The organism is Acinetobacter sp. UBA3132 (genome assembly GCF_002364825.1).
GTDB classification, from domain to species: Bacteria; Pseudomonadota; Gammaproteobacteria; order Pseudomonadales; family Moraxellaceae; genus Acinetobacter; species Acinetobacter schindleri.
The window spans coordinates 639-20,245 of the sequence record NZ_DEZM01000006.1 but is presented as its reverse complement, the minus strand read 5'-3'; the positions used below and the strand labels follow the sequence as shown (position 1 = coordinate 20,245).

20 protein-coding genes are annotated in these 19,607 nt (G+C 41.7%); 11 read left to right on the top strand and 9 right to left on the bottom strand.

Features of this window, described 5'->3' with window-relative positions; translation table 11 throughout:
• Nucleotides 1–292 precede the first annotated feature (292 nt).
• Nucleotides 293–961, bottom strand: a complete 669-nt coding sequence (locus B4033_RS00275) for an HAD-IB family hydrolase (protein ID WP_286831027.1) — start codon at nt 959–961, stop codon at nt 293–295.
• Entirely contained in the window at nt 928–2,133 is a 1,206-nt protein-coding gene (locus B4033_RS00270; protein WP_286831026.1) for a DUF1615 family protein, read from the bottom strand. Before B4033_RS00270 ends, B4033_RS00275 begins: the two co-directional genes overlap by 34 nt.
• An 81-nt stretch (nt 2,134–2,214) precedes the next feature.
• On the opposite strand from B4033_RS00270, the gene dusB reads away from it, so the two are divergent.
• From dusB to B4033_RS00255, 3 genes are all read left to right on the top strand, one after another.
• Nucleotides 2,215–3,240, top strand: coding sequence for a tRNA dihydrouridine synthase DusB (gene dusB, locus B4033_RS00265; RefSeq protein WP_005221697.1), 1,026 nt, complete (start codon nt 2,215–2,217; stop codon nt 3,238–3,240).
• 243 nt (nt 3,241–3,483) lie between these two features.
• A complete protein-coding gene (locus B4033_RS00260) occupies nt 3,484–4,140 on the top strand; it encodes a hypothetical protein (protein WP_076753393.1) in 657 nt (218 codons plus the stop codon).
• A 458-nt stretch (nt 4,141–4,598) separates the two neighbouring features.
• Nucleotides 4,599–5,270, top strand: coding sequence for a glycine zipper domain-containing protein (locus B4033_RS00255; protein WP_048882268.1), 672 nt, complete (start codon nt 4,599–4,601; stop codon nt 5,268–5,270).
• A gap of 69 nt (nt 5,271–5,339) precedes the next feature.
• On the opposite strand, the gene B4033_RS00250 is transcribed toward B4033_RS00255, so the two are convergent.
• On the bottom strand, nt 5,340–6,386 hold the full coding sequence (locus B4033_RS00250; RefSeq protein WP_286831023.1) for an NAD(P)H-dependent flavin oxidoreductase: 1,047 nt from the start codon (nt 6,384–6,386) through the stop codon (nt 5,340–5,342).
• A gap of 205 nt (nt 6,387–6,591) precedes the next feature.
• Here B4033_RS00250 and B4033_RS00245 point away from each other — a divergent pair, with 205 nt between their 5' ends.
• The 3 genes from B4033_RS00245 to B4033_RS00235 all read left to right on the top strand — a co-directional run bounded on the left by B4033_RS00245 (nt 6,592) and on the right by B4033_RS00235 (nt 9,206).
• A complete protein-coding gene (locus B4033_RS00245) occupies nt 6,592–7,851 on the top strand; it encodes a putative DNA modification/repair radical SAM protein (RefSeq protein ID WP_286831021.1) in 1,260 nt (419 codons plus the stop codon).
• A complete protein-coding gene (locus B4033_RS00240; RefSeq protein WP_286831019.1) occupies nt 7,851–8,630 on the top strand; it encodes a TIGR03915 family putative DNA repair protein in 780 nt (259 codons plus the stop codon). Before B4033_RS00245 ends, B4033_RS00240 begins: the two co-directional genes overlap by 1 nt.
• Nucleotides 8,631–8,696: 66 nt before the next feature.
• Nucleotides 8,697–9,206, top strand: coding sequence for a hypothetical protein (locus B4033_RS00235; protein ID WP_004812548.1), 510 nt, complete (start codon nt 8,697–8,699; stop codon nt 9,204–9,206).
• 64 nt (nt 9,207–9,270) lie between these two features.
• Here B4033_RS00235 and B4033_RS00230 read toward each other — a convergent pair whose 3' ends face one another.
• The 4 genes from B4033_RS00230 to metK form a co-directional block, all read right to left on the bottom strand.
• Nucleotides 9,271–10,482, bottom strand: a complete 1,212-nt coding sequence (locus B4033_RS00230) for a YeeE/YedE family protein (RefSeq protein ID WP_286831016.1) — start codon at nt 10,480–10,482, stop codon at nt 9,271–9,273.
• Nucleotides 10,483–10,962: 480 nt separating this feature from the next.
• A complete protein-coding gene (locus B4033_RS00225; RefSeq protein ID WP_171063216.1) occupies nt 10,963–11,187 on the bottom strand; it encodes a hypothetical protein in 225 nt (74 codons plus the stop codon).
• Nucleotides 11,144–11,488 (bottom strand): hypothetical protein, encoded by a 345-nt coding sequence (locus B4033_RS00220; protein WP_286831015.1) that lies wholly within the window; start codon nt 11,486–11,488, stop codon nt 11,144–11,146. Before B4033_RS00220 ends, B4033_RS00225 begins: the two co-directional genes overlap by 44 nt.
• 168 nt (nt 11,489–11,656) lie before the next feature.
• Nucleotides 11,657–12,823, bottom strand: coding sequence for a methionine adenosyltransferase (gene metK / locus B4033_RS00215; protein ID WP_004812553.1), 1,167 nt, complete (start codon nt 12,821–12,823; stop codon nt 11,657–11,659).
• Nucleotides 12,824–13,680: 857 nt separating this feature from the next.
• On the opposite strand from metK, the gene tkt reads away from it, so the two are divergent.
• The 4 genes from tkt (at nt 13,681) to B4033_RS00195 (ending at nt 17,366) form a co-directional block, all read left to right on the top strand.
• Nucleotides 13,681–15,669: a transketolase gene (tkt, locus tag B4033_RS00210; RefSeq protein WP_286831013.1), complete on the top strand. Its 1,989-nt coding sequence runs from the start codon at nt 13,681–13,683 to the stop codon at nt 15,667–15,669.
• A 133-nt stretch (nt 15,670–15,802) separates the two neighbouring features.
• A complete protein-coding gene (locus B4033_RS00205; RefSeq protein WP_004812556.1) occupies nt 15,803–16,018 on the top strand; it encodes a hypothetical protein in 216 nt (71 codons plus the stop codon).
• Between the two features lie 176 nt (nt 16,019–16,194).
• Nucleotides 16,195–16,650 (top strand): GNAT family N-acetyltransferase, encoded by a 456-nt coding sequence (locus B4033_RS00200; protein WP_048882262.1) that lies wholly within the window; start codon nt 16,195–16,197, stop codon nt 16,648–16,650.
• A 128-nt stretch (nt 16,651–16,778) separates the two neighbouring features.
• Nucleotides 16,779–17,366: a YceI family protein gene (locus B4033_RS00195; protein WP_286831007.1), complete on the top strand. Its 588-nt coding sequence runs from the start codon at nt 16,779–16,781 to the stop codon at nt 17,364–17,366.
• A 130-nt stretch (nt 17,367–17,496) separates the two neighbouring features.
• Here B4033_RS00195 and B4033_RS00190 read toward each other — a convergent pair whose 3' ends face one another.
• Nucleotides 17,497–18,213, bottom strand: a complete 717-nt coding sequence (locus tag B4033_RS00190) for a glutamine amidotransferase (protein ID WP_076753401.1) — start codon at nt 18,211–18,213, stop codon at nt 17,497–17,499.
• A 233-nt stretch (nt 18,214–18,446) separates the two neighbouring features.
• Between B4033_RS00190 and yfcF the strand changes: the two genes are divergently transcribed.
• Nucleotides 18,447–19,112: a glutathione transferase gene (gene yfcF, locus B4033_RS00185; RefSeq protein ID WP_008305420.1), complete on the top strand. Its 666-nt coding sequence runs from the start codon at nt 18,447–18,449 to the stop codon at nt 19,110–19,112.
• A 111-nt stretch (nt 19,113–19,223) separates the two neighbouring features.
• Here the strand turns inward: yfcF and B4033_RS00180 are convergent.
• The coding region (locus B4033_RS00180) for a type 1 glutamine amidotransferase domain-containing protein (RefSeq protein ID WP_286831003.1) at nt 19,224–19,607 on the bottom strand (384 nt) is incomplete at its 5' end.

The following is a 19,607-nucleotide window of genomic DNA, read 5'->3' as shown; positions in this document are numbered from 1 at the left end:
TATATAGATTTCTTATATATTTGGGGGATTAAATTGATTCATAGTTACATTGCCTTAATGAAATTAAATCGCTGTACTAGGTTATTTGTGTGAAATGTATCACGATAAATGGCGTGTTATGATATTTATAGACTAAAGTTATAAGCATTAGATTTTATTTATATAAATATGAAAAATTATTATTTAGTCTATTCTGTTTAAAAATTTAAATAATCAGCTTAAATTATCTTTATATTTAATTATGTATCATGAATATGTAATTATAATTTCAACTTAAAAGTAAATTTATTATTTAAAGAATATTAATTTGAGAGTTTTTTATAGGATTTAGATTTTCTAATACGGGTAATTCCTTGTCAAAGTCCACCATATAGCTATGCTGCGCCAAACTTAGCATTTCTTTATCTTCCTCACTATTCCCATAAGCATAAATCGTCTCGTAATCTACAAGATTGATTGCTTCTAAAATCCGTAATTTCTTTTGCAGACAGCTACAGTCGGGTGTTAGATATTTCCCTGTCAATTTTCCATTTTTGATTTCCACTTTGGAGCAGAGCAGCTCAATACTTAGAGTATTAGCAATCATTTCCAGATATAGATCAATAGTTGCTGAAACCAGTATAACTTTATGTCCTAACTTTTGATGCATTTTCAGCTGCTCGAACAGGGTAGGGTCAAGATTCCCTAAAATCTTATTCGCGTATTGCAATGCTAAAGGGTAAATTATTTCTACATCAGCATCTTTAAACATGGCTAAATAAAGCTTTGGTCGCATGCGATGGGCAGGATAGATTTTGAGATAATAAGCAGTAATCCACGGCAGAATTTTCAGACCACGCCAAATAATATGTCGTTTTTTCAGGACAGAAAAAATAAACCCTGTAAAGCTGTCATGCGGATACAGGGTGCCATCAAAGTCAAATAAGGCTAGAGCTTGAGGTTTTTGATTTTGCGCATGCATGTTTGATAACGGCCATCTACACGGCTAGCAAACCAGTTGGTATTGTAATCACGACTCAGTTTTGGTCCAGAAATCACCACTTCAGGCATGATGGCATAAAAAGGTTCTTTACCCGTTTGTTCCTGATATAGTTTCGCTACACCACGATAGGTCATGGTGTCTTCAAAATCCTTTTCCTTTTCCTTCTTCAGGTCAGAACGGATCTGGCGTTCAGTAATAATGAAATTATGCTTGGCGAATACATTGATCAGCTCACGTTCAGACTGACTTTTCTGAGAGCGGATACTGCCATCTTTGCTATATAGCAAGAGATCGCCATCCAGATCCAGTTCGGCTTCAGTCAGATCATTGAGCATGCTCTGGAAGGCAGCATTACGACTGGAATACATTCCTGAATTATAGTCGGCAAAACGATAGATCGGTTTATCATAATCTGCCGGATACATCATCAGACGATGAATACCATAATACAGACCGCCATACTGACTATACAGATCGGTACGCAGTTCAGCGATATTGCCACCTTGACGCTTATGCTCCTTGGCATAGCTAATATGCACCTGCATCGAGCCTAAAGTCGTAATCGGATTAAGCTTTTCGCCGATGTTTTGACCAAAGAGTTTGGCTGCACCCGTCAGCGCACTCACGTGATAATGTTTGGCCATATAGTCAAATATTTCACGATACAGTTCATCCAGTTCACGTTCAGTTTTAACCTTACGCATCTGGCTGAGATAGTTGTTATCCGGAGTGGGATGATTCTTCAGAACATCCTGGAAATATCCTGCAACTGTTCCACCGATACTTTCACCGAGTTTCTCGGTAAATTTTTCTTCCAGACGGCCTTGAACTTCTTTTACTGCTTTTTCGCCCAGACCAGCAACAGTTGGATTTGCGTGGAAATTAGATTCTTGATCCACCACTGCGACGATGGTACAGATATTCTGTTTAGTTTGGGGAATACGCAGTTGTTCGGTAATATCATAGATATCTTTAGCCCATGAATCACGATTGCTGACACGTGATGGAATCGCTTTAGGTATCTGGTCAGCTTCCATAGTTGGCTCATCAGAAGACCACCAGGAACCATTGCCACAGCCAGCGAGACTTAGGGATAAAGCAAGGACAGACCACGATTTAACAGTAAAAATTCGGTGAAGTGTGTTGTTCATGTCGTCTAAATCAGATTCCAGCAGATGAGCGATCAAGGCAGATGCAGTATACTATGCTCATCAACAAAGTGATGAATTTATATGTATATTGGTCCGTATCAACTATCAAATAATTTGATTGTTGCTCCCATGGCAGGCGTGACAGACCGTCCGTTCCGTACACTATGCAAATATTTTGGTGCAGGTCATGCTGTTAGTGAAATGATGACTTCAGACAAAACCCTGCGCATGAGTAAGAAAAGTTTGTACCGTGCTAATTTCGATGGCGAACTGGCGCCAATTTCTGCACAAATTGCCGGTTCAGATCCGCGTGATCTGGCAGAGGCGGCACGGTACCAAGTCGCGAACGGTGCACAAATTGTTGATATTAATATGGGTTGCCCAGCTAAAAAAGTCTGTAACAAGCTGGCTGGTTCGGCATTACTGCAAGATGAAGATCTGGTTGCACGTATTCTGGATGCCGTTGTTGCTGCAGTCGATGTCCCCGTGACTTTAAAAACCCGTCTGGGTTATTTAAATGGTCAGGAAAATATCATGCGTGTGGCCAAGCGGGCAGAAGAAGCCGGTATTGCGGCCTTGGCATTACATGGCCGTACCCGCGAAGATATGTATTTAAACACAGCGCGCTATTCACTGATTAAAGATGTGAAAGAGATATTGAATATTCCCGTGATTGCGAACGGAGATATCGACAGTCCAGAAAAGGCCAAATATGTACTGGATTATACTGGTGCCGATGCGGTGATGATTGGACGTGCAGCGCAGGGACGTCCATGGATTTTTCGTGAAATCGCACATTATTTAAAGACTGGAGAACAGCTGGCTGCACCAAGTATTGCCGAAGTTAAAGAGGTCTTACTGGGTCACTTGGCTGAACTGTATGAATTTTACGGTGAATATTCTGGCTGCCGAATTTCCCGTAAACATATTGCCTGGTATACCAAAGGTCTGCGTTCCAGTAATGAGTTTCGTCAAAATATGTATAAGGTGGAAAGTACCGCAGATCAATATAAAGTGGTAGAAGACTATTTCAATAACCTGCTGGAGTATGGTCAGATCATGAGTGATGTGCAGGTCGAGCAGGTGAATCTTCTGGAAACAACCTGATTTTCCACATTACCTGAAATGAATTCCTTCTTAAGGTACTGTCGTTTAAACAGTACCTTTTTTATATCTATGTTATGCAATACAGTAGGCGTTTACATGATGGAAAACCTGTACAGAGTTAAGTACTAACTTCACTAAAACCGGACAGGACTTGGACAGTATTAACCTGAATTTTCTCTATGATAAAGGACATATACAAGATGAATTCCAATTTTGTCTAAATAAAATCAAGGGAGAATCAGAATGACAAATATTAATCGTCCAGTTTCAGAGATTAATCCAACTACTCAAACCGATCTGGTTGAGGACAATAACGCAATAAAACATGAAGAAGTTGTGAAAATGGATCCTTCAATCGCACAAGGTACTGATCCTAATTTACATCCAGCAGATACTACAAGACCCCTTGATCCAGATGACAAAGAGGCTGAAGCTGGAGATCAGGCATTGGCAACTGGTGCCGGAAGTGTAGGTGGAGCGGCCATTGGCGCAACACTTGGTATGGTGGGTGGACCAGGAGGCTCCTTGATTGGCGGAGTCGTTGGCGGCGTACTTGGCGGAATCGCAGGCAAGGATATTTCAACACCAGATCATCCAGACCATGGTATTGAAAATTCCAGTCTATTAGGAGACCATGATAAGTATTGGCGCGAAGAGTATCAGAGCAGACCTTATTATAGTGAAAGCCGCAATGTGCATGGGGATCTGGACTATGATCGTGATTATCGCGGGGCTTACCAACTCGGTTATGAAAACCGTGAACATTACAATGGTAAAGAATTTAATGAAGCTGAACCTGACTTGCGAAGCAAATGGGAGCAATTCAAAGGTGAATCTCGTTTGACCTGGGAACAGGCTAAATATGCAGTCAAAGATGCATGGGATCGCACAACTCGCTAAACCACATTTTTAGATAAAACCTCTCTACTTCGGAGAGGTTTTTTATTGTTCTATAAATACAAATCTAACCTTTATTTGCTTTACAGCATTAGTCTGAATCCTTTAAATTAAGACTAGCTATTTTTAATACGTCTATTATATCCGAGGTATCTGACAGTCATCATTGAAAATGGGTAAGTGGATAATGTATTTAAAACGACTATTCATGAATAAATACAAAATTGAGGATTTCAAAAAATTATAATTATCTGGTTATAAAAACTATACTTATTTGATGTTTATTCATGCAATTTAGACATGTCTGTTACATCCGTAGTCTACAGGTACATAGCGTAGTATATATTCACTGAAACCGGACAGGACTTGGACAGTGTTAACCTGAATTTTCTCTATTATAAATAAATCAAAGACAAGATGAGATTTCCATCTTGGCTATAAAAGATCAAGGGAGATTTAGAATGACAAATACCAATCGACCAGTTTCAGATATTAACCCAGCTTCACATCGTGATTTGTCTCAAGAACGGACTGATGTATTAAGAGATGATGAAGCATTGAAAAGCAGCCCAACCACTTCAGGCAGTGCACGCCCAGATTTAAATTTACCAGATACCAAAAGCCATCGTGTCCCCGATATGAATGAAGCGGGTGATCATCCTGTGGCTACCAGTGCTGGAACGTTGGGTGGCGCTGCAGCAGGTGCGGCGATTGGAGCAGTTGGTGGTCCTGCAGGTGCAGTCGTCGGCGGCCTTGTTGGGGGAGTAGTAGGTGGCCTAGCTGGAAATGAAATGGCAGAATCAGCACGACCTACGCTAGATACACCAGAAGGTATTGCACTTTCAGGTTCAGAAAATTTACAGGACGATGATCACTACTGGCGTGAACAGCATCATCAGACGCCTTATTATAGTGAAAGCCGTAATGTTTATGGTGATCTAGACTATGATCGGGATTATCGTAGCGCATATCGCCTCGGTTATGAAAACCGTGAATATTACAATGGTAAAGAATTTAATGAAGCTGAACCTGATTTGCGTACCAAATGGGAACAGGTTAAAGGTGATTCCCGTCTCAATTGGGAAGAAGCCAAATTTGCAGTGAAAGATGCATGGCATCGTGCGACTCGCTAACTTCTATTTCTCATAAAAAAACCTCTCACTATTGAGAGGTTTTTTTATTTTAATGAGAAGAAAAACTACTTATTCTCGATGTTTAATCTCCAGAACCAGCTGGTTAACCAGGTCTGAAGCTTCCATTTCGCGTGTTTGTGCGGCATTTGAGCCAGCCCAGAAAGCGCCATAGCCATGATCGCCATGTTGAACGGCTGCTGCATGTAATTGCTTGGCCAGGTCATAAGTATATGGATAGGCTGGCACATCCAGGCGATCTGGGGTGTCGATATCAGTATGCCAGTGATTGATAATGCCACGCGCAGGACGACCAGAAATACTTGCAGTCACTTGAGTCAATGGCTTGGATAGCAAGGCTTTACGATAGGCTTCATTAGCATTAGAGGTTTTGCACTGTACAAATGCCGTTCCCAGCTGAACGGCTTCAGCACCAAACTCCAGCATCTGTCGTGCCTGATAGCCGTCCATAATACCCCCAGCGGCTACAATGGGCAGGGAGCAATACTGTTTAATCAGCTTGATTAAATTCGAAGTTTTGACTGAGGCATCAAATTTGGTGCTGAAAATTCCACGGTGCCCACCGGCTTCAATACCTTGAGCAATCACCACATCAATGCCAGCAGCCTCGATTGCACGTGCTTCAGCTAGATTGGTCGCAGAAACCATGGTGATAATTCCAGCCTCTTTAAGTGCTTGAACCTGATGAGAGTGCGGAATGCCGAAGTGAAAACTCACCGCTTTGGGACGTGTTTCCAGAACCAGATTCAGGAAATCATCATTGTCCCTAAAACTTGGATAAATGCATTTCAAGGTTTTGGGTGGTTCTATACCAAACTGAGCAAATTTATCCTTGAACTGCTCAATCCAGGCTTGAGCGACAGTGTCATCTAAGTCTTCAGTTTTATGGCAGAAGAAATTGACCTGAAAAGGCTGATCAGTCAGCTCTTGAGTTTTAAGAATCTGTTCACGCGCAGACTGTACGCTACTGGCACCTAATCCTAATGAACCCAAAGCACACTGATTAGAGACTTCAGCGGCCAGCTCGGGTGTGGAGACACCGGCCATGGGTGCTAACAGAATTGGGTGTTTAATGCCTAATTTTTCCAATAAAGACATGGCTTTGCTCCTTGTTATCACCTTACTTTGCCTTCGCCTTGAAAATTAAGCAAATCATATTGGTTATTTTATTTCGAAATATTCGACTATAGTTACATAAGCATTACATTTGCGGCGACACTCATTGTCGCTGTACTGATCGATTGCATAGTAGGTGAAATTCTGCAGTTTTATAATGCTGTTTTAGTTAAATTTTTCTGAACTCATGTCTGATCGTATACGTGAAAAACTACAGATTCTCGCTGATGCTGCCAAATATGATGTGTCCTGTTCATCTAGTGGCAGCAATCGAAAGAATAAAGATAAAGGTCTAGGCAATACCGGCAATGGGATCTGTCATAGCTATACTGAAGATGGCCGTTGTGTTTCCTTGCTAAAAATCCTGTTTTCCAATGTCTGTATTTATGACTGCTCGTACTGCGTTTCACGCCGTTCCAATGATGTAAAACGGGCCGCTTTTACCGTGCAGGAAGTGGTTGATCTGACCATGAACTTCTATCGTCGTAATTATATTGAAGGGCTATTCTTGAGTTCAGGTATCTTTAAGTCTGCCGATTACACCATGGAGCGTATGCTGCAGGTAGTCAAGAAACTGCGGCTGGAAGAAAACTTTAATGGTTATATTCACCTTAAGACCATTCCGGGAGCTTCGCAGGAAATTATTACTGAAGCAGGTCTGTATGTGGACCGGATGAGTATCAATCTGGAAATGCCAACAGAAGATGGATTACGAAAATTTGCCCCAGAGAAAACTCATGCTGAAGTACAGAAAGATCTGGGCATTGTGCGTGATCGTCTGATTCAGATGAAAGACGAAAGTAAAATCATCAAGGCTGTACCCAAATTTGTACCGGCAGGCCAGACTACACAAATGGTGGTTGGGGCGCATAATGAAACGGATCGCGATGTCATTCTGATGGCGGATCGGCATTACAAGGAATTTAAGCTAAAGCGTGTGTATTTTTCCGGTTATATCCCGATTAATGCTGAAGAAAAAGCACTACCGGCCGTGGGTTCAGCGCCACCATTATTACGTGAAAACCGGCTGTATCAATCTGACTGGTTAATGCGTTTTTATGGTTTTGATGCTGAAGAAATTGTCGATGACCAGCATCCGAATCTGGAACTGGATATTGATCCAAAGCTCAGCTGGGCATTACGTCATCCGGAAGCCTTTCCAGTCGATATTAACCGAGCCGAATATAAAATGATTCTGCGAGTACCGGGAATCGGAGTGCGTTCCGCCAAGAAAATCGTTCAGGCGCGCCGTTTTGGTCAGATTCATATTGATCAGCTGAAACGTATGGGGGTGGCTTATAACCGTGCGCAGCATTTTATCCACTGCGCCGATACACCAAAATTTAAAAAAGAACAGCAGTCACAACAGATTCGGCAGCAGATATTGCAATCGGGTTATTCAAAATATCAGCAGCAACTTTCACCTCAACTGGGATTAGGGTTCTGATGGCCTGTTACTGTTTTGATGGCACGATGACAGGACTATTGAGCTGTATATTTCGTGCTTTTGAATTTCGTGAATTTGAGGTCAGAATTACTGCCAATCCGCATGCACAAAATGGTCTGTTTGATGATTTTATTCATGTGGCGTCCAATGATGCGCATGGCCAGCGTGTCTGGCAAGGCTTAAAGCAGAAAGTCGGTTCAGGCAGCTTGAGGGCTTTTTACTATACCTTTTTGGCGGAGCAAGAACAGGCTTTCCAGGTCCTGTTTGACTTTGCGGTATATGTCTTTCAGAGTCAGCGTCCAGTAGATCAAGACTATGGTCATGCTGCGGTATTGGGCATGTCACAATGGGCAAAACAGGTGGGACGTGAAAAGCACCGGATGGAAGCTTTTGTGCGTTTCAAAAAATGTCAGGATGGTTTGTTCTTAAGTTTGATCAAGCCAGATTTTAATGTGTTACCGATTATTAGCAAACACTTCAAGGAACGTTACCAGGATCAGACCTGGCTGATTTATGATGAACAGCGCAAATATGGTATCTACTATGATTTAAAAAATTTACATCAGGTAGAAATGAATGCAGTACAGATAGATCCACGAGTCCGGCTTGGACATAGTCAGTCTTTCAGCGTTGAACTGGATGATGAGGAATTACTCTATGACCAGCTTTGGAAAGACTATTTTCATAGTGTGAATATTCAGGCACGTAAGAATATGAAGCTGCATATTCAATATGTGCCTAAACGCTATTGGCGATATATGAATGAAAAAGCACTTTGAAACACATGCTTCAGGATTTTCAGGCATAATCAGAGCGCTATTGTTTTTTGATTGAGTGATGTGTTTATGAAGGTATGGCTGAGTACATTGGCGCTAGGCTTGACGTTGACTGCATGTTCGCAAGAACCCGAAAAGGTTGAAGTGGACCCCGCTCAGTATCAGGTTAAAAATGCTCAGGAATTACAGCAACGCTTTGATACGCTAAATCAAAAACTGGCAACTGACTTTAGCCAGTTTAAGAAGGTCGAAAGTATTGCCTTTGCGCATCAGTTCCCTTTAGATGTAAATAACCTGAGAACCTTGAATCAGCATCTGGTCGCAAGCACAGCACTTAAGTCCAGTAAAATGGCCTATTGCGATATGATGAATGGCTATTTTGCCGAGATGTATCGACTGGGGCATTACAATCTTAATTTAGTGAATGATATTCAGCTGCCAAATACAGAAAAAGAAGATCTTAAAGCGAATTTCTCAACGGCTGATCAGTTCTATACCTTTATTCTGGATCGCTATACCAGCTATCGTCAGGTACAACAAACCATGAATTATGGGTGTAATCTAAAAGCGGCGCTATAAATTTTTAAAATTATTCAGTGCATAAAAAAGCCCATCATCAGATGGGCTTTTTTATGTTGGAGTATTAACAGCCGGTCAGTTTTTCAGGCTGAGGTTTTTCGCTCGGGAAGAAAATCGGACGGAGTTTTACCCCAATACCATTCCCCACAAAGGCAAATACCAGCCATAACCAGCCATGTACACTGCCTGAAGCAATACCACTGAAATATGCGCCAATGTTACAACCATAAGCCAAACGTGCGCCGTAGCCGAGCATCAAGCCACCAATGACTGCTGCCAGTAATGAACGTTTTGGAATATTGAAATTCGGTGCAAATTTACCTGCCAGACTTGCAGCAAGGAGGGCGCCAAGCATGATGCCAAAGTTCATCATCGACGTGATGTCAAACCACAGTGATTCTGATAATGCTTTAGCATTGCCTGGTTGCTGCCAATATGCCCAAGAAGCAACATCTACACCTACGAAACTTGCCGATTTCGCTGCCCAAACGGCAAGGGCAGAAGTTACCCCCCATGGACGTCCAGCCAGTGCCAAAGTCGCAAAGTTAAGCAGGGTTAAAATGATACCACCCCAGATCAATGGCCATGGACCACGAAGAAAGCGTTTCCAGCCTTGATATTGGCTTTGTGGTTCAGCTTCCAGACTGCCATGGCGTTTCTTTTCGAGGAACACAGTCGCAGCGGCAATAATTGCAAATACCAGAAAGCTGAGTAACAGTGCAGGCACTACCCCGAAGCTTTTCACAATCGAAATGGGTGCCAGATGTGGCAGATTAAACCACCAGTCGAGATGAGACGTTGCGATCAGCGAACCTGCACAGAAGAAGAACAGAGTCACCAGCATACGCGCACTACCCCCACCAACGGTATAGAGCGTACCTGATGCACAGCCGCCACCGAGCTGCATACCAATACCGAAAATAAAGGCACCAATCATGACTGACATGGAAACAGGATTAACATTGCCTTTGACAGGATTATCGAACAGCTCACCAGCACCAAGGGCGGGAAAGAAAAGCAATACTGCCAGAGCGAGCATAATCATTTGCGCGCGTAACCCACGACCGCGGCGTTCCTTGATAAACACACGCCAGCTAGAAGTGAAACCAAAAGAGGCATGGTACAGAGTCATGCCCAAGGCGCCACCGACCAGGAGCAAAAGCGCCTGATTCAGCCCTACGATTTGATAGGCACCGACCGTACCTAAAGCAAGTAAAATAAATGATACCCAAACCGATATATTAGATCGGTTTGAGGATGCAGCAATCACTGACATAGGAGAGATAAAATATCAAAAAATAAAGTGTGCCATTTTACAAGCCTGTTTTTTCAAAGCGAGTCCAAAACCTAGAATTTACATTCCAATATCTGATTCTTCATATCAATTTAGCTTATATGTTGTTAAGTCAGATTGATGTGAAAGAGCGAGATATTCCAATAAAGGAACAACATGGCAGCGATAGCAAAAAAGGGAATATATTAACTGGCACTTAGCTTTAACGTCTTGGTAAAGTAAGCTGGTAATCGCGTCTAAAATTGCCAGTGAAAACATACCTACCATTATTGCGGCAGCTGAGATCAGTTGCTTAAGACTGAGCAAGATTTAAGACGTGGGAAATAATGTTCGTACAGAAAAGACAAGGGTAGCTGGTCTGCTAGTTTTTAATGATTTAGCGGTGGTATTGGCATGAACACTGATCTCATCCCAAGCACGGGCCAAGGCTCCAATGCATGATGATCCAGCTATATTGCAACCTCACGCCAGTTCTTGAGCTAAACCATGCATAATATAAATCCAAGTCAATTGGCTGAGTTCGGCTTCAGGCTTCCCTTTTCCAGGTATTAAATCTGAAAAGATAGATGAGAGAATAAAAAAGCCTGCAAAATGCAGGCTTTTTAAGGCACTGGAGCCTTGAAAAAGAATCAAGTAACCAGAATTAATTTTCAGCTTCTTGGCGTACTTTTGCTGCGCCTTCTTCAACTGAACCTGCAACAGATGCTGTTGCATCTTTGGCTGCTTCTTTAGCACGTTGGGCTGCAGCTTCAGCACTTGCAGCAGCTCTATCTGTTGCTTCCGCTGTATTTGCTGCTGCATTATCCAGAGCTTGGTCGGTTTCAGCTGCAGCTTCGCGGCTCGCATCTTCCATATCATGACCTGCCTGTTCTGCAGCATTTTCCAGGTGCTCACTTGTAGTTGCGCCAGTTTCAGGTTGTTTTTCCTTGCTACAGCCTACAAGTGCCACAGTTGTCGCCAAACCTAAAGCAATAAGAAGTTTATTCATTGTGTTATATCCTTTTGTTGTCATAGATCACTGATATAAAAATATTATCGGAATCACGTGCTTCAGAATGCTACAAAATGTGGCGTTCGTGTAAATGTTGTCAACCATTTTATAAACTATTGAAAACAAAAAAGCCTGCTCGAAGGCAGGCTTTTTAAGCAAGAAAAATTACAGTCCAGCAGAAGCACGTAATGCTTCAACCTTATCTGTTTTTTCCCAGGTAAACGCAGTATCTGAACCTTCACGACCGAAGTGACCATAAGCTGCTGTTTGCTTATACATCGGCTGGATCAGGTTTAGCATACGGGTAATACCATATGGACGCAGATCGAAGTGCTCACGAACCAATTGAACGATCAACTCGTCAGATACTTTACCGGTATTAAAGGTATTGATTGAAATAGAAGTTGGCTCAGCCACACCAATTGCATAAGACACCTGAATTTCACATTTATCAGCAAGTCCAGCAGCAACGATATTTTTCGCTACATAACGACCTGCATAAGCAGCAGAACGGTCAACTTTCGATGGATCTTTACCGGAGAATGCACCACCACCATGACGCGCCATACCACCGTAAGTATCTACAATAATTTTACGGCCAGTCAGACCACAGTCACCTACAGGACCACCGATTACGAACATACCGGTCGGGTTGATGTGGAATTTGGTTTCTGCATGGAACATTTCAGCTGGAATGATTTTCTTCACGATTTCTTCAATCACAGCTTCTTTCAGGTTCGCTTGTGAAATTTCAGGATCATGTTGAGTTGAAAGGACCACTGCATCTAAACGTACCGGCATGCCATTTTCATAAGCGAAAGTTACCTGGCTTTTCGCATCTGGGCGTAACCATGGCAATGAGCCATTACGACGTAATTCAGCCTGCTTTTCCATTAGGCGGTGTGCATAAGAAATTGGCGCAGGCATTAATACGTCAGTTTCACGGCTGGCATAACCAAACATCAGGCCCTGGTCACCGGCACCTTGATCTTCTGGCTTTTGACGGTCTACACCCTGAGCAATTTCAGGAGACTGTTTACCGATCATGTTGATCACGGCACAGGTTGAACCATCAAAGCCAAGATCAGAATGATGATAACCAATGCCATTTACGGTTTGACGTACGATCGCTTCAAAGTCGACGTTTGCAGTTGTTGTGATTTCACCGGCAAGTACAACCGCACCCGTTTTTACAAGCGTTTCACAAGCAACCCGCGCATATGGGTCTTCTTTTAAGATTGCATCCAAAATAGCATCACTGATTTGGTCAGCCATTTTATCTGGATGGCCTTCGCTTACAGATTCCGAGGTAAATACAGCGTACTCGCGCATAAGTCCTATCACAGTTAAATTTAAAGACCCGATATGTTACATCGTGTTGCGTCGAAGGACTAGGTTTGAACGGTAAAATTGGCTGAAATTGTTTCAATTTAATTTGTTTTTATTTGAATACTGGTATTTGAAAAACTGATATACCGCTTATATCAGTGGCTTTTGCTTATGTTTTGCTCAAGAAAAATCTGGCAGCTTTTTTTGGTCATTTTTTGTAGCAGCAGAGCTAGGCTTCTTATACCTTAGATTAATTTTTCCAAAGAAGCAGCAATCTTATTGTTTGAAAATGCATTTTACTGTCGCAAACCACTCCATCAATCGTGATGATTTAAGCTAAGGTTAATGAGCTAAAAACTTTATTAATCTGATCGGCGCATAATATATAGAAGAATTGCATCAAGAATTTATCTAAAATTTATAAAATTTCATTAGATGTATAAGCCTACAGACTAGGCCTTATTTACTAAAAACGAAGAAGAGGGCAAAAGGTAAAATACAGCAGCGAGCTTTAGTTTATTTTTAGTCCTGCCGATGAGAGAAATAATTTGAATCAAGAAAAGTTATATATGTATATTTAAGTGACTGACATTTTCAAGCGAATAATAAAAATTTGATAGAAGGGAACTCGCTTGTAAAACATAAGAAAATTAGGGTTTTTATTGTGATGAAAATTGAGTATTAACCGGTGCCTGTACTTAAAAGTGTAGATTAAATGTACGTTGACCAATCTAAACAACAATAAAGTGATAAATATTGTAGGCTGGTCTTTACCCCTCGCTGTTTTTTTAAGACAATATGCAGCAGTTTTGAAAGTCTTTTCATCATTTTCTATTTCTGAATTATTTGGACACTGATTTATGACAACCCCGCTTAATGAACGTCGTGTTGCAAACGCAATTCGTGTATTGGCAATGGATGCTGTGCAAAAAGCAAACTCAGGACATCCAGGTGCTCCAATGGGGATGGCAGACATCGCTGATGTGGTTTGGCGCGAATTTTTAAGCCATAACCCGACTAACCCGAATTGGGCGAACCGCGACCGTTTTGTATTGTCGAACGGTCACGGCTCAATGCTCCAATATGCACTTCTTCATTTAACGGGCTATGATCTTTCAATCGAAGATTTGAAATCATTCCGTCAATTGCATTCTAAAACTCCAGGTCATCCGGAATTGGGCTATGCACCTGGTATTGAAACCACTACTGGTCCATTAGGCCAGGGTATTGCCAATGCCGTAGGTTTTGCACTGGCTGAAAAAACGCTTGCTGCGCAATTCAACAAAGACGATATTCAAGTTGTTGATCACTTTACTTACTGCTTCCTGGGCGATGGCTGCTTGATGGAAGGTGTTTCTCACGAAGCATGTTCATTAGCGGGTACTTTGGGTCTAGGCAAGCTGATCGCTTACTATGATGATAACGGCATTTCGATTGATGGCGAAGTTGAAGGCTGGTTCTCTGACGATACAGAGCAACGTTTCAAATCTTATGGCTGGCAGGTCATCAAAGTTGATGGCCATGATGCAGATGCAATCCGTCAAGCGACTGTAGAAGCGAAAGCTGAAGCGAACAAACCAACCATCATCATGTGTAAAACAGTGATTGGTTTAGGTTCACCAAATAAACAGGGTAAAGAAGACTGTCATGGTGCACCTTTAGGTAATGACGAGATTGTATTGACCCGTGAAGCTTTGGGCTGGTCAGACGAAGCATTTGTTATTCCTGCTGAAGTTTATGCAGCATGGGATGCCAAAGAAAAAGGTTCACAAGCTGAAGCAGCCTGGAATGAGACTTTTGCCGCTTATGCAGCAAAATACCCAACTGAAGCAGCTGAATTAAAACGCCGTCTTTCTGGTGATCTTCCAGCTGACTTCGTTGCAAAAGCAGATGCTTACATTGCTGAAGTAAATGCAAAAGAAGAAACGATTGCGACACGTAAAGCAAGCCAAAATACGTTGCAAGCACTTGTACCTTCTTTGCCTGAAGTGCTTGGCGGTTCTGCTGACCTTGCAGGTTCTAACCTGACTTTATGGAAAGGTGCGCAAGGCGTACAGGACAATCCGGCAGGTAACTACGTACACTATGGCGTACGTGAGTTTGGTATGACTGCAATTGCCAATGGTGTAGCATTACACGGTGGTTTCATTCCGTATGTAGCAACATTCCTGATGTTTATGGAATATGCACGTAATGCAGTGCGTATGTCTGCTCTGATGAAACAGCGCGTAATTCATGTTTATACGCATGACTCAATCGGTCTGGGTGAAGATGGTCCAACGCACCAACCGGTTGAACAAATCGCATCTTTACGTGGTACACCAAACCTGAATACATGGCGTCCATGTGACACTGTTGAAGCAGCGATTTCCTGGAAATCTGCTTTAATGCGTTCAGAAGGTCCAACAGCGTTAATTTTCTCTCGTCAAAACTTGCCATTCCAGACCCGTACTCAAGCACAAATCGAGAACGCTGCGAAAGGTGGTTATGTACTGGCTGAAGAAAAAGGCGAATTGAAAGCGATCATTATTGCAACGGGTTCAGAAGTATCTCTGGCAATGGAAGCGTATGCACAACTTGAAGGTATACGTGTCGTCTCTATGCCATGTGCTGAAGAATTCATGAAGCAAGATGCTGCTTACCGTGAAGCAGTTCTCCCTGCAGCGATTCGTGCACGTGTAGCGGTAGAAGCTGCACATGTGGATTACTGGTGGAAATTTGTAGGTCTTGACGGTCGTGTGATTGGTATGACTACTTATGGTGAATCTGCACCTGCGAAAGATCTGTTCCAGTTCTTCGGTATTACCACTGAAGCAGTTGTAGCAGCTGTAAAAGAGATTACTGCTTAATCAACTGATTAAACAGTTTTTAAAGGACGCCCCAGTTTTGGGGCGTCTTTTGTTTTTTCACTTTTTAGTGTTGTTTTCATGTGGCAACTGCTAAAAAGTTCTCCCATAGTCGAAATGAAAGAGTGAGATGAACATGAGCTTGTATGAACAAATTAACGATGAAATTACTTTAATGGATGCAGGCGAACAGAAATGGATCGGGCAGGATCTGCCTCTTGAAGCAATGATGGCAGTTGAGCTGTTACTTCAGGATCTGGCGGCTGAAAAAATTATTAAAGTGCGTCGTAAGAACCATGAAAAACATTCTGGTTTAAAGCAGATTGACCGTATTCTGGTGGAAAAGCTTTAAAGTTGAAGACTTAAATAGCCCCACATGGGGCTTTTTTTGTACAAAAATAATCATCTGTATGAGTCATAGATATATTTTAAAAAATTGGTATGAGTAAAAATAAAAAATATCTTATTTTAATCATCAAAATAGCCTAAGCTAATTGAATCTATTTGAAATAGAAGAATCGTATAAAAATGATGATACAAGACCAGATTCAAATTGAGCCTCTAGAAAATATTACACAGCAGGAGTGGTTGCCATTATGGTTGGATTACCAGAATTTTTATCAGACTCAGCTCAGTGAAGAGGTAGATCAGCATACCTGGCAAAGGCTTACTGATCTAGCATTCGGCAATATGTATGGATTCGCAGCGATTCTGAATCAGCAAGTTATCGGCATTGTGCATGTCATTCAACATGACAGCTGCTGGACTTTAACGCCGTATGCCTATTTGCAAGATCTTTATACGCATATTGATTTTCGAGGGCGGGGTGTGGCACGAGCCTTGATTGAGAAAGTATATGTAGATGCCAAACAGCGTGGATGTGATCGAGTGTATTGGTTAACTCATGAGAGCAATCGACAAGCACAGCAGCTTTATGATCAGGTTGCCAAGAAAACCGGTTTCATCCAATACCGAATGGATTAATAGTAAAAATTTAAAAAATAACTTACAAATTTATCGTTTCATCGCTGCAACAAAACGTTTTATCTTTAGGGCTGTAAATATTTCTGAATTCTATACACTTGAAAACATCCAAAACGAGAGATAAAAACATGAATTTCAAAACATTAGCATTAGGCTTAGCGGTTTCATCGGTAGCAACATTTTCTATGGCGAAGCCGGTTGCGTATACCATTGATCCAGGCCATACCGCGACCGTATTTAGCTGGAGTCACTTTGGTTTCTCGACACCATCTGCGAACTTTAGTGATATTCAGGGCACGATTACGGTTGATAATGAAAAGCCTGCTAACTCATCAGTGAATGTAACTATTCCGGTATCGAGTATTAATACCAATGTTAAAGCACTGGATGAGCATATTCAAAAAGCAGAATTCTTTGATGTAGAGAAATATCCAAACATCACGTTTAAAAGTACCAAGGTTCAGGCTTTAGGTAAAAACAAATATAAAATCACCGGTGATTTGACTATAAAAGGTGTAACCAAGCCAGTTGTGCTGGATGCAGTGTTAAATAAACAGGCTATTCATCCAATGACAAAACTGCAAACAATTGGCTTCAATGCGACTACATCATTTAACCGTTCAGCTTTCAATGTGGGCGCATATGTGCCAAATGTCGGTGATAAAATTACTGTAAACATTACCACCGAAGCATCTGTACCCGCTGCGAAAAAATAAGAAAAGACAAATTTAAAAAGCACCCTGTTGGGTGCTTTTTTATGGATGAAAATTAAGCTTTGCTAGAAATTAGTAGATAGCTAATCTGAATAAATATCTTTTATCATCCACTTAATTTGAAGAATAAAAATTAGCTGGTTTGAATGTGCTTGAGAAATTCTTGAAGAATGGACACCGATACAGCTTCTAAAGCAGCAGCATATTGCTGATTGTCGGCACGTAAGGCTGCAATGTCGATATTCGCATGACGCAGCTCACAGGTATGGCCAATCAGCCATTTCTCCAGACGCTCAGCTTCCACTTCAGCATGAAATTGCAGTGCCAGAATATTGCTGCCAATCCGGAAAGCCTGATTTGGATAGACTGCAGAACTTGCCAGAAGCTCAGCCTCTGTGGGCAGGTCGAAAGTATCTCCATGCCAATGTAATACTTCAAGATTTTCCAGATTTTTTAGTGGATTATTCTCTACAGATGCAAGGCTAAGCTTGGACCAACCAATCTCTTTGCTATGACCTGCATACACTTTTGCTCCTAATGCATGCGCAATGAGCTGTGCACCTAAACAAATTCCTAAAGTCGGCAAATTTTGCTGTAAACGAACTTTCAGTAAGTCTATTTCCTGTTGTAAGAAAGGATAGTCTTCAGTTTCATAAACGCCGATTGGACCACCTAAAATCACCGTCAGACCTGTATGTTCAAATGCCTGGGTCAGGTCATCGACCCCTGCTTCAAAATAACGTACGCGTAGGCCGAGCTGATAGAAAGTATCTTCCCACGCGCCAAGGTCTTCAAAGGCAAGATGCTGGATGGCATAGACCGTGTCTGGAAATTCGTCAAAATTAAGCATGATGGTGACTGATCAAAGAAATGATTTAATTTAACGTGAATCATATGACTTGGAAAGCTGAATTCAGCTCAATGAGCTCCTCCATTTAGCAGTGGATTGGTTGCAATTGCTTAAACTCTGTAAAGATACTCCGCTATTGTTCACTTCAGTTTGGGTATAACTTGGAACTTGATGACCGTATGCAATCCCATAGTTTTATATACTGATAACAACTCCATTAGGGGAGCCATGCTATGCAAAGTCTAAGCCTTTATATTGATCGTAAAAGATTAAGTCCCTATGCCATGTCGGTTTTTGTGGCCCTTAGAGAAAAACATGTCGATTTTAAAGAGATTAAAATTGATCTGGATAAGGATGAAAATAAATCGGATACCTATCTAAGAATCTGTAAAACTGGAAAAATTCCCTGCTTATCTGTGGATGGCTGGTCAATTTTTGAATCCATGGCAATCACTGAGTTTCTGGACGAGCTTTTTCCAGCACCTGATTATCCGGCTCTTTATCCGGCAGATATTCGGGCGCGTGCTAAATGTCGGGCGGTTCAGGCATTGCTTAAATCTGATTTTAGTCTGATATGTCAAAATATGCCTTCAACAGGTATCTTTCAGCCATTACCAGAACCTTATATTCCAGACCGGCATACCCAAGTGGAAATTGATCGATTAACCAGAGTAAGTGAGGCTTTGATTGGCGATCAATGGTTAAGTTCACAATGGAGTATTGCCGATTTTGATTTAGCCTTCATGCTACATCGATTATTGAGTTTTAAAGTCACCATCTCTGAAAGGCTTTATAGTTATGTCATGCGGAATTTTCAGCGCGAATCTGTGCATGTCTGGTTTAAATTAAGAGAACTGGAACGAGGTACATGGGATCCATCACCATTTGATGTGCCGTGAGTTGAGAAAAGCGTTCAAGGTTGATGGATTTAAGTCATGATTTAATTGTTTAAATAACTCCTGAATTGAGCAGAAATCAGGAGTTATTTATTCATGGGCATCTTCAGGATATTATTTTAATAAATCTAACAGGGCATCCGCCGTTGCTGCAGATGATGCTGGATTTTGTCCGGTAATCAGTAAACCATCCTGCTGCACATGAACTTGCCAATCATCAGCTTTGGAATAATGCCCACCATTTTCCTTCAGCATATCTTCGACCAAGAATGGAACAATATTCGTCAGGCCGACTCCCTCTTCTTCGGTATTGCTAAAACCAGTTACTGATTTACCTGACACAATTGAGTGGCCTTCACTATCTTTTACCTTTTTCAGTACTCCTGGCGCATGGCAGACCAGTACGACAGGCTTATTGGATTGCAAGGTTTCTTCAATTAAATGGATTGAAGTGTAATCATTGGCTAAATCCCATAACGGACCATGTCCACCTGGATA

Excerpts from the sequence above, each read along its gene's own strand:
- B4033_RS00275 (WP_286831027.1), bottom strand. The coding sequence starts at position 961 with ATGCATGCGCAAAATCAAAAACCTCAAGCTCTAGCCTTATTTGACTTT.
- B4033_RS00270 (WP_286831026.1), bottom strand. The coding sequence starts at position 2,133 with ATGAACAACACACTTCACCGAATTTTTACTGTTAAATCGTGGTCTGTC.
- dusB (WP_005221697.1), top strand. The coding sequence starts at position 2,215 with ATGTATATTGGTCCGTATCAACTATCAAATAATTTGATTGTTGCTCCC.
- B4033_RS00260 (WP_076753393.1), top strand. The coding sequence starts at position 3,484 with ATGACAAATATTAATCGTCCAGTTTCAGAGATTAATCCAACTACTCAA.
- B4033_RS00255 (WP_048882268.1), top strand. The coding sequence starts at position 4,599 with ATGACAAATACCAATCGACCAGTTTCAGATATTAACCCAGCTTCACAT.
- B4033_RS00250 (WP_286831023.1), bottom strand. The coding sequence starts at position 6,386 with ATGTCTTTATTGGAAAAATTAGGCATTAAACACCCAATTCTGTTAGCA.
- B4033_RS00245 (WP_286831021.1), top strand. The coding sequence starts at position 6,592 with ATGTCTGATCGTATACGTGAAAAACTACAGATTCTCGCTGATGCTGCC.
- B4033_RS00240 (WP_286831019.1), top strand. The coding sequence starts at position 7,851 with ATGGCCTGTTACTGTTTTGATGGCACGATGACAGGACTATTGAGCTGT.
- B4033_RS00235 (WP_004812548.1), top strand. The coding sequence starts at position 8,697 with ATGAAGGTATGGCTGAGTACATTGGCGCTAGGCTTGACGTTGACTGCA.
- B4033_RS00230 (WP_286831016.1), bottom strand. The coding sequence starts at position 10,482 with ATGTCAGTGATTGCTGCATCCTCAAACCGATCTAATATATCGGTTTGG.
- B4033_RS00220 (WP_286831015.1), bottom strand. The coding sequence starts at position 11,488 with ATGAATAAACTTCTTATTGCTTTAGGTTTGGCGACAACTGTGGCACTT.
- metK (WP_004812553.1), bottom strand. The coding sequence starts at position 12,823 with ATGCGCGAGTACGCTGTATTTACCTCGGAATCTGTAAGCGAAGGCCAT.
- tkt (WP_286831013.1), top strand. The coding sequence starts at position 13,681 with ATGACAACCCCGCTTAATGAACGTCGTGTTGCAAACGCAATTCGTGTA.
- B4033_RS00205 (WP_004812556.1), top strand. The coding sequence starts at position 15,803 with ATGAGCTTGTATGAACAAATTAACGATGAAATTACTTTAATGGATGCA.
- B4033_RS00200 (WP_048882262.1), top strand. The coding sequence starts at position 16,195 with ATGATGATACAAGACCAGATTCAAATTGAGCCTCTAGAAAATATTACA.
- B4033_RS00195 (WP_286831007.1), top strand. The coding sequence starts at position 16,779 with ATGAATTTCAAAACATTAGCATTAGGCTTAGCGGTTTCATCGGTAGCA.
- B4033_RS00190 (WP_076753401.1), bottom strand. The coding sequence starts at position 18,213 with ATGCTTAATTTTGACGAATTTCCAGACACGGTCTATGCCATCCAGCAT.
- yfcF (WP_008305420.1), top strand. The coding sequence starts at position 18,447 with ATGCAAAGTCTAAGCCTTTATATTGATCGTAAAAGATTAAGTCCCTAT.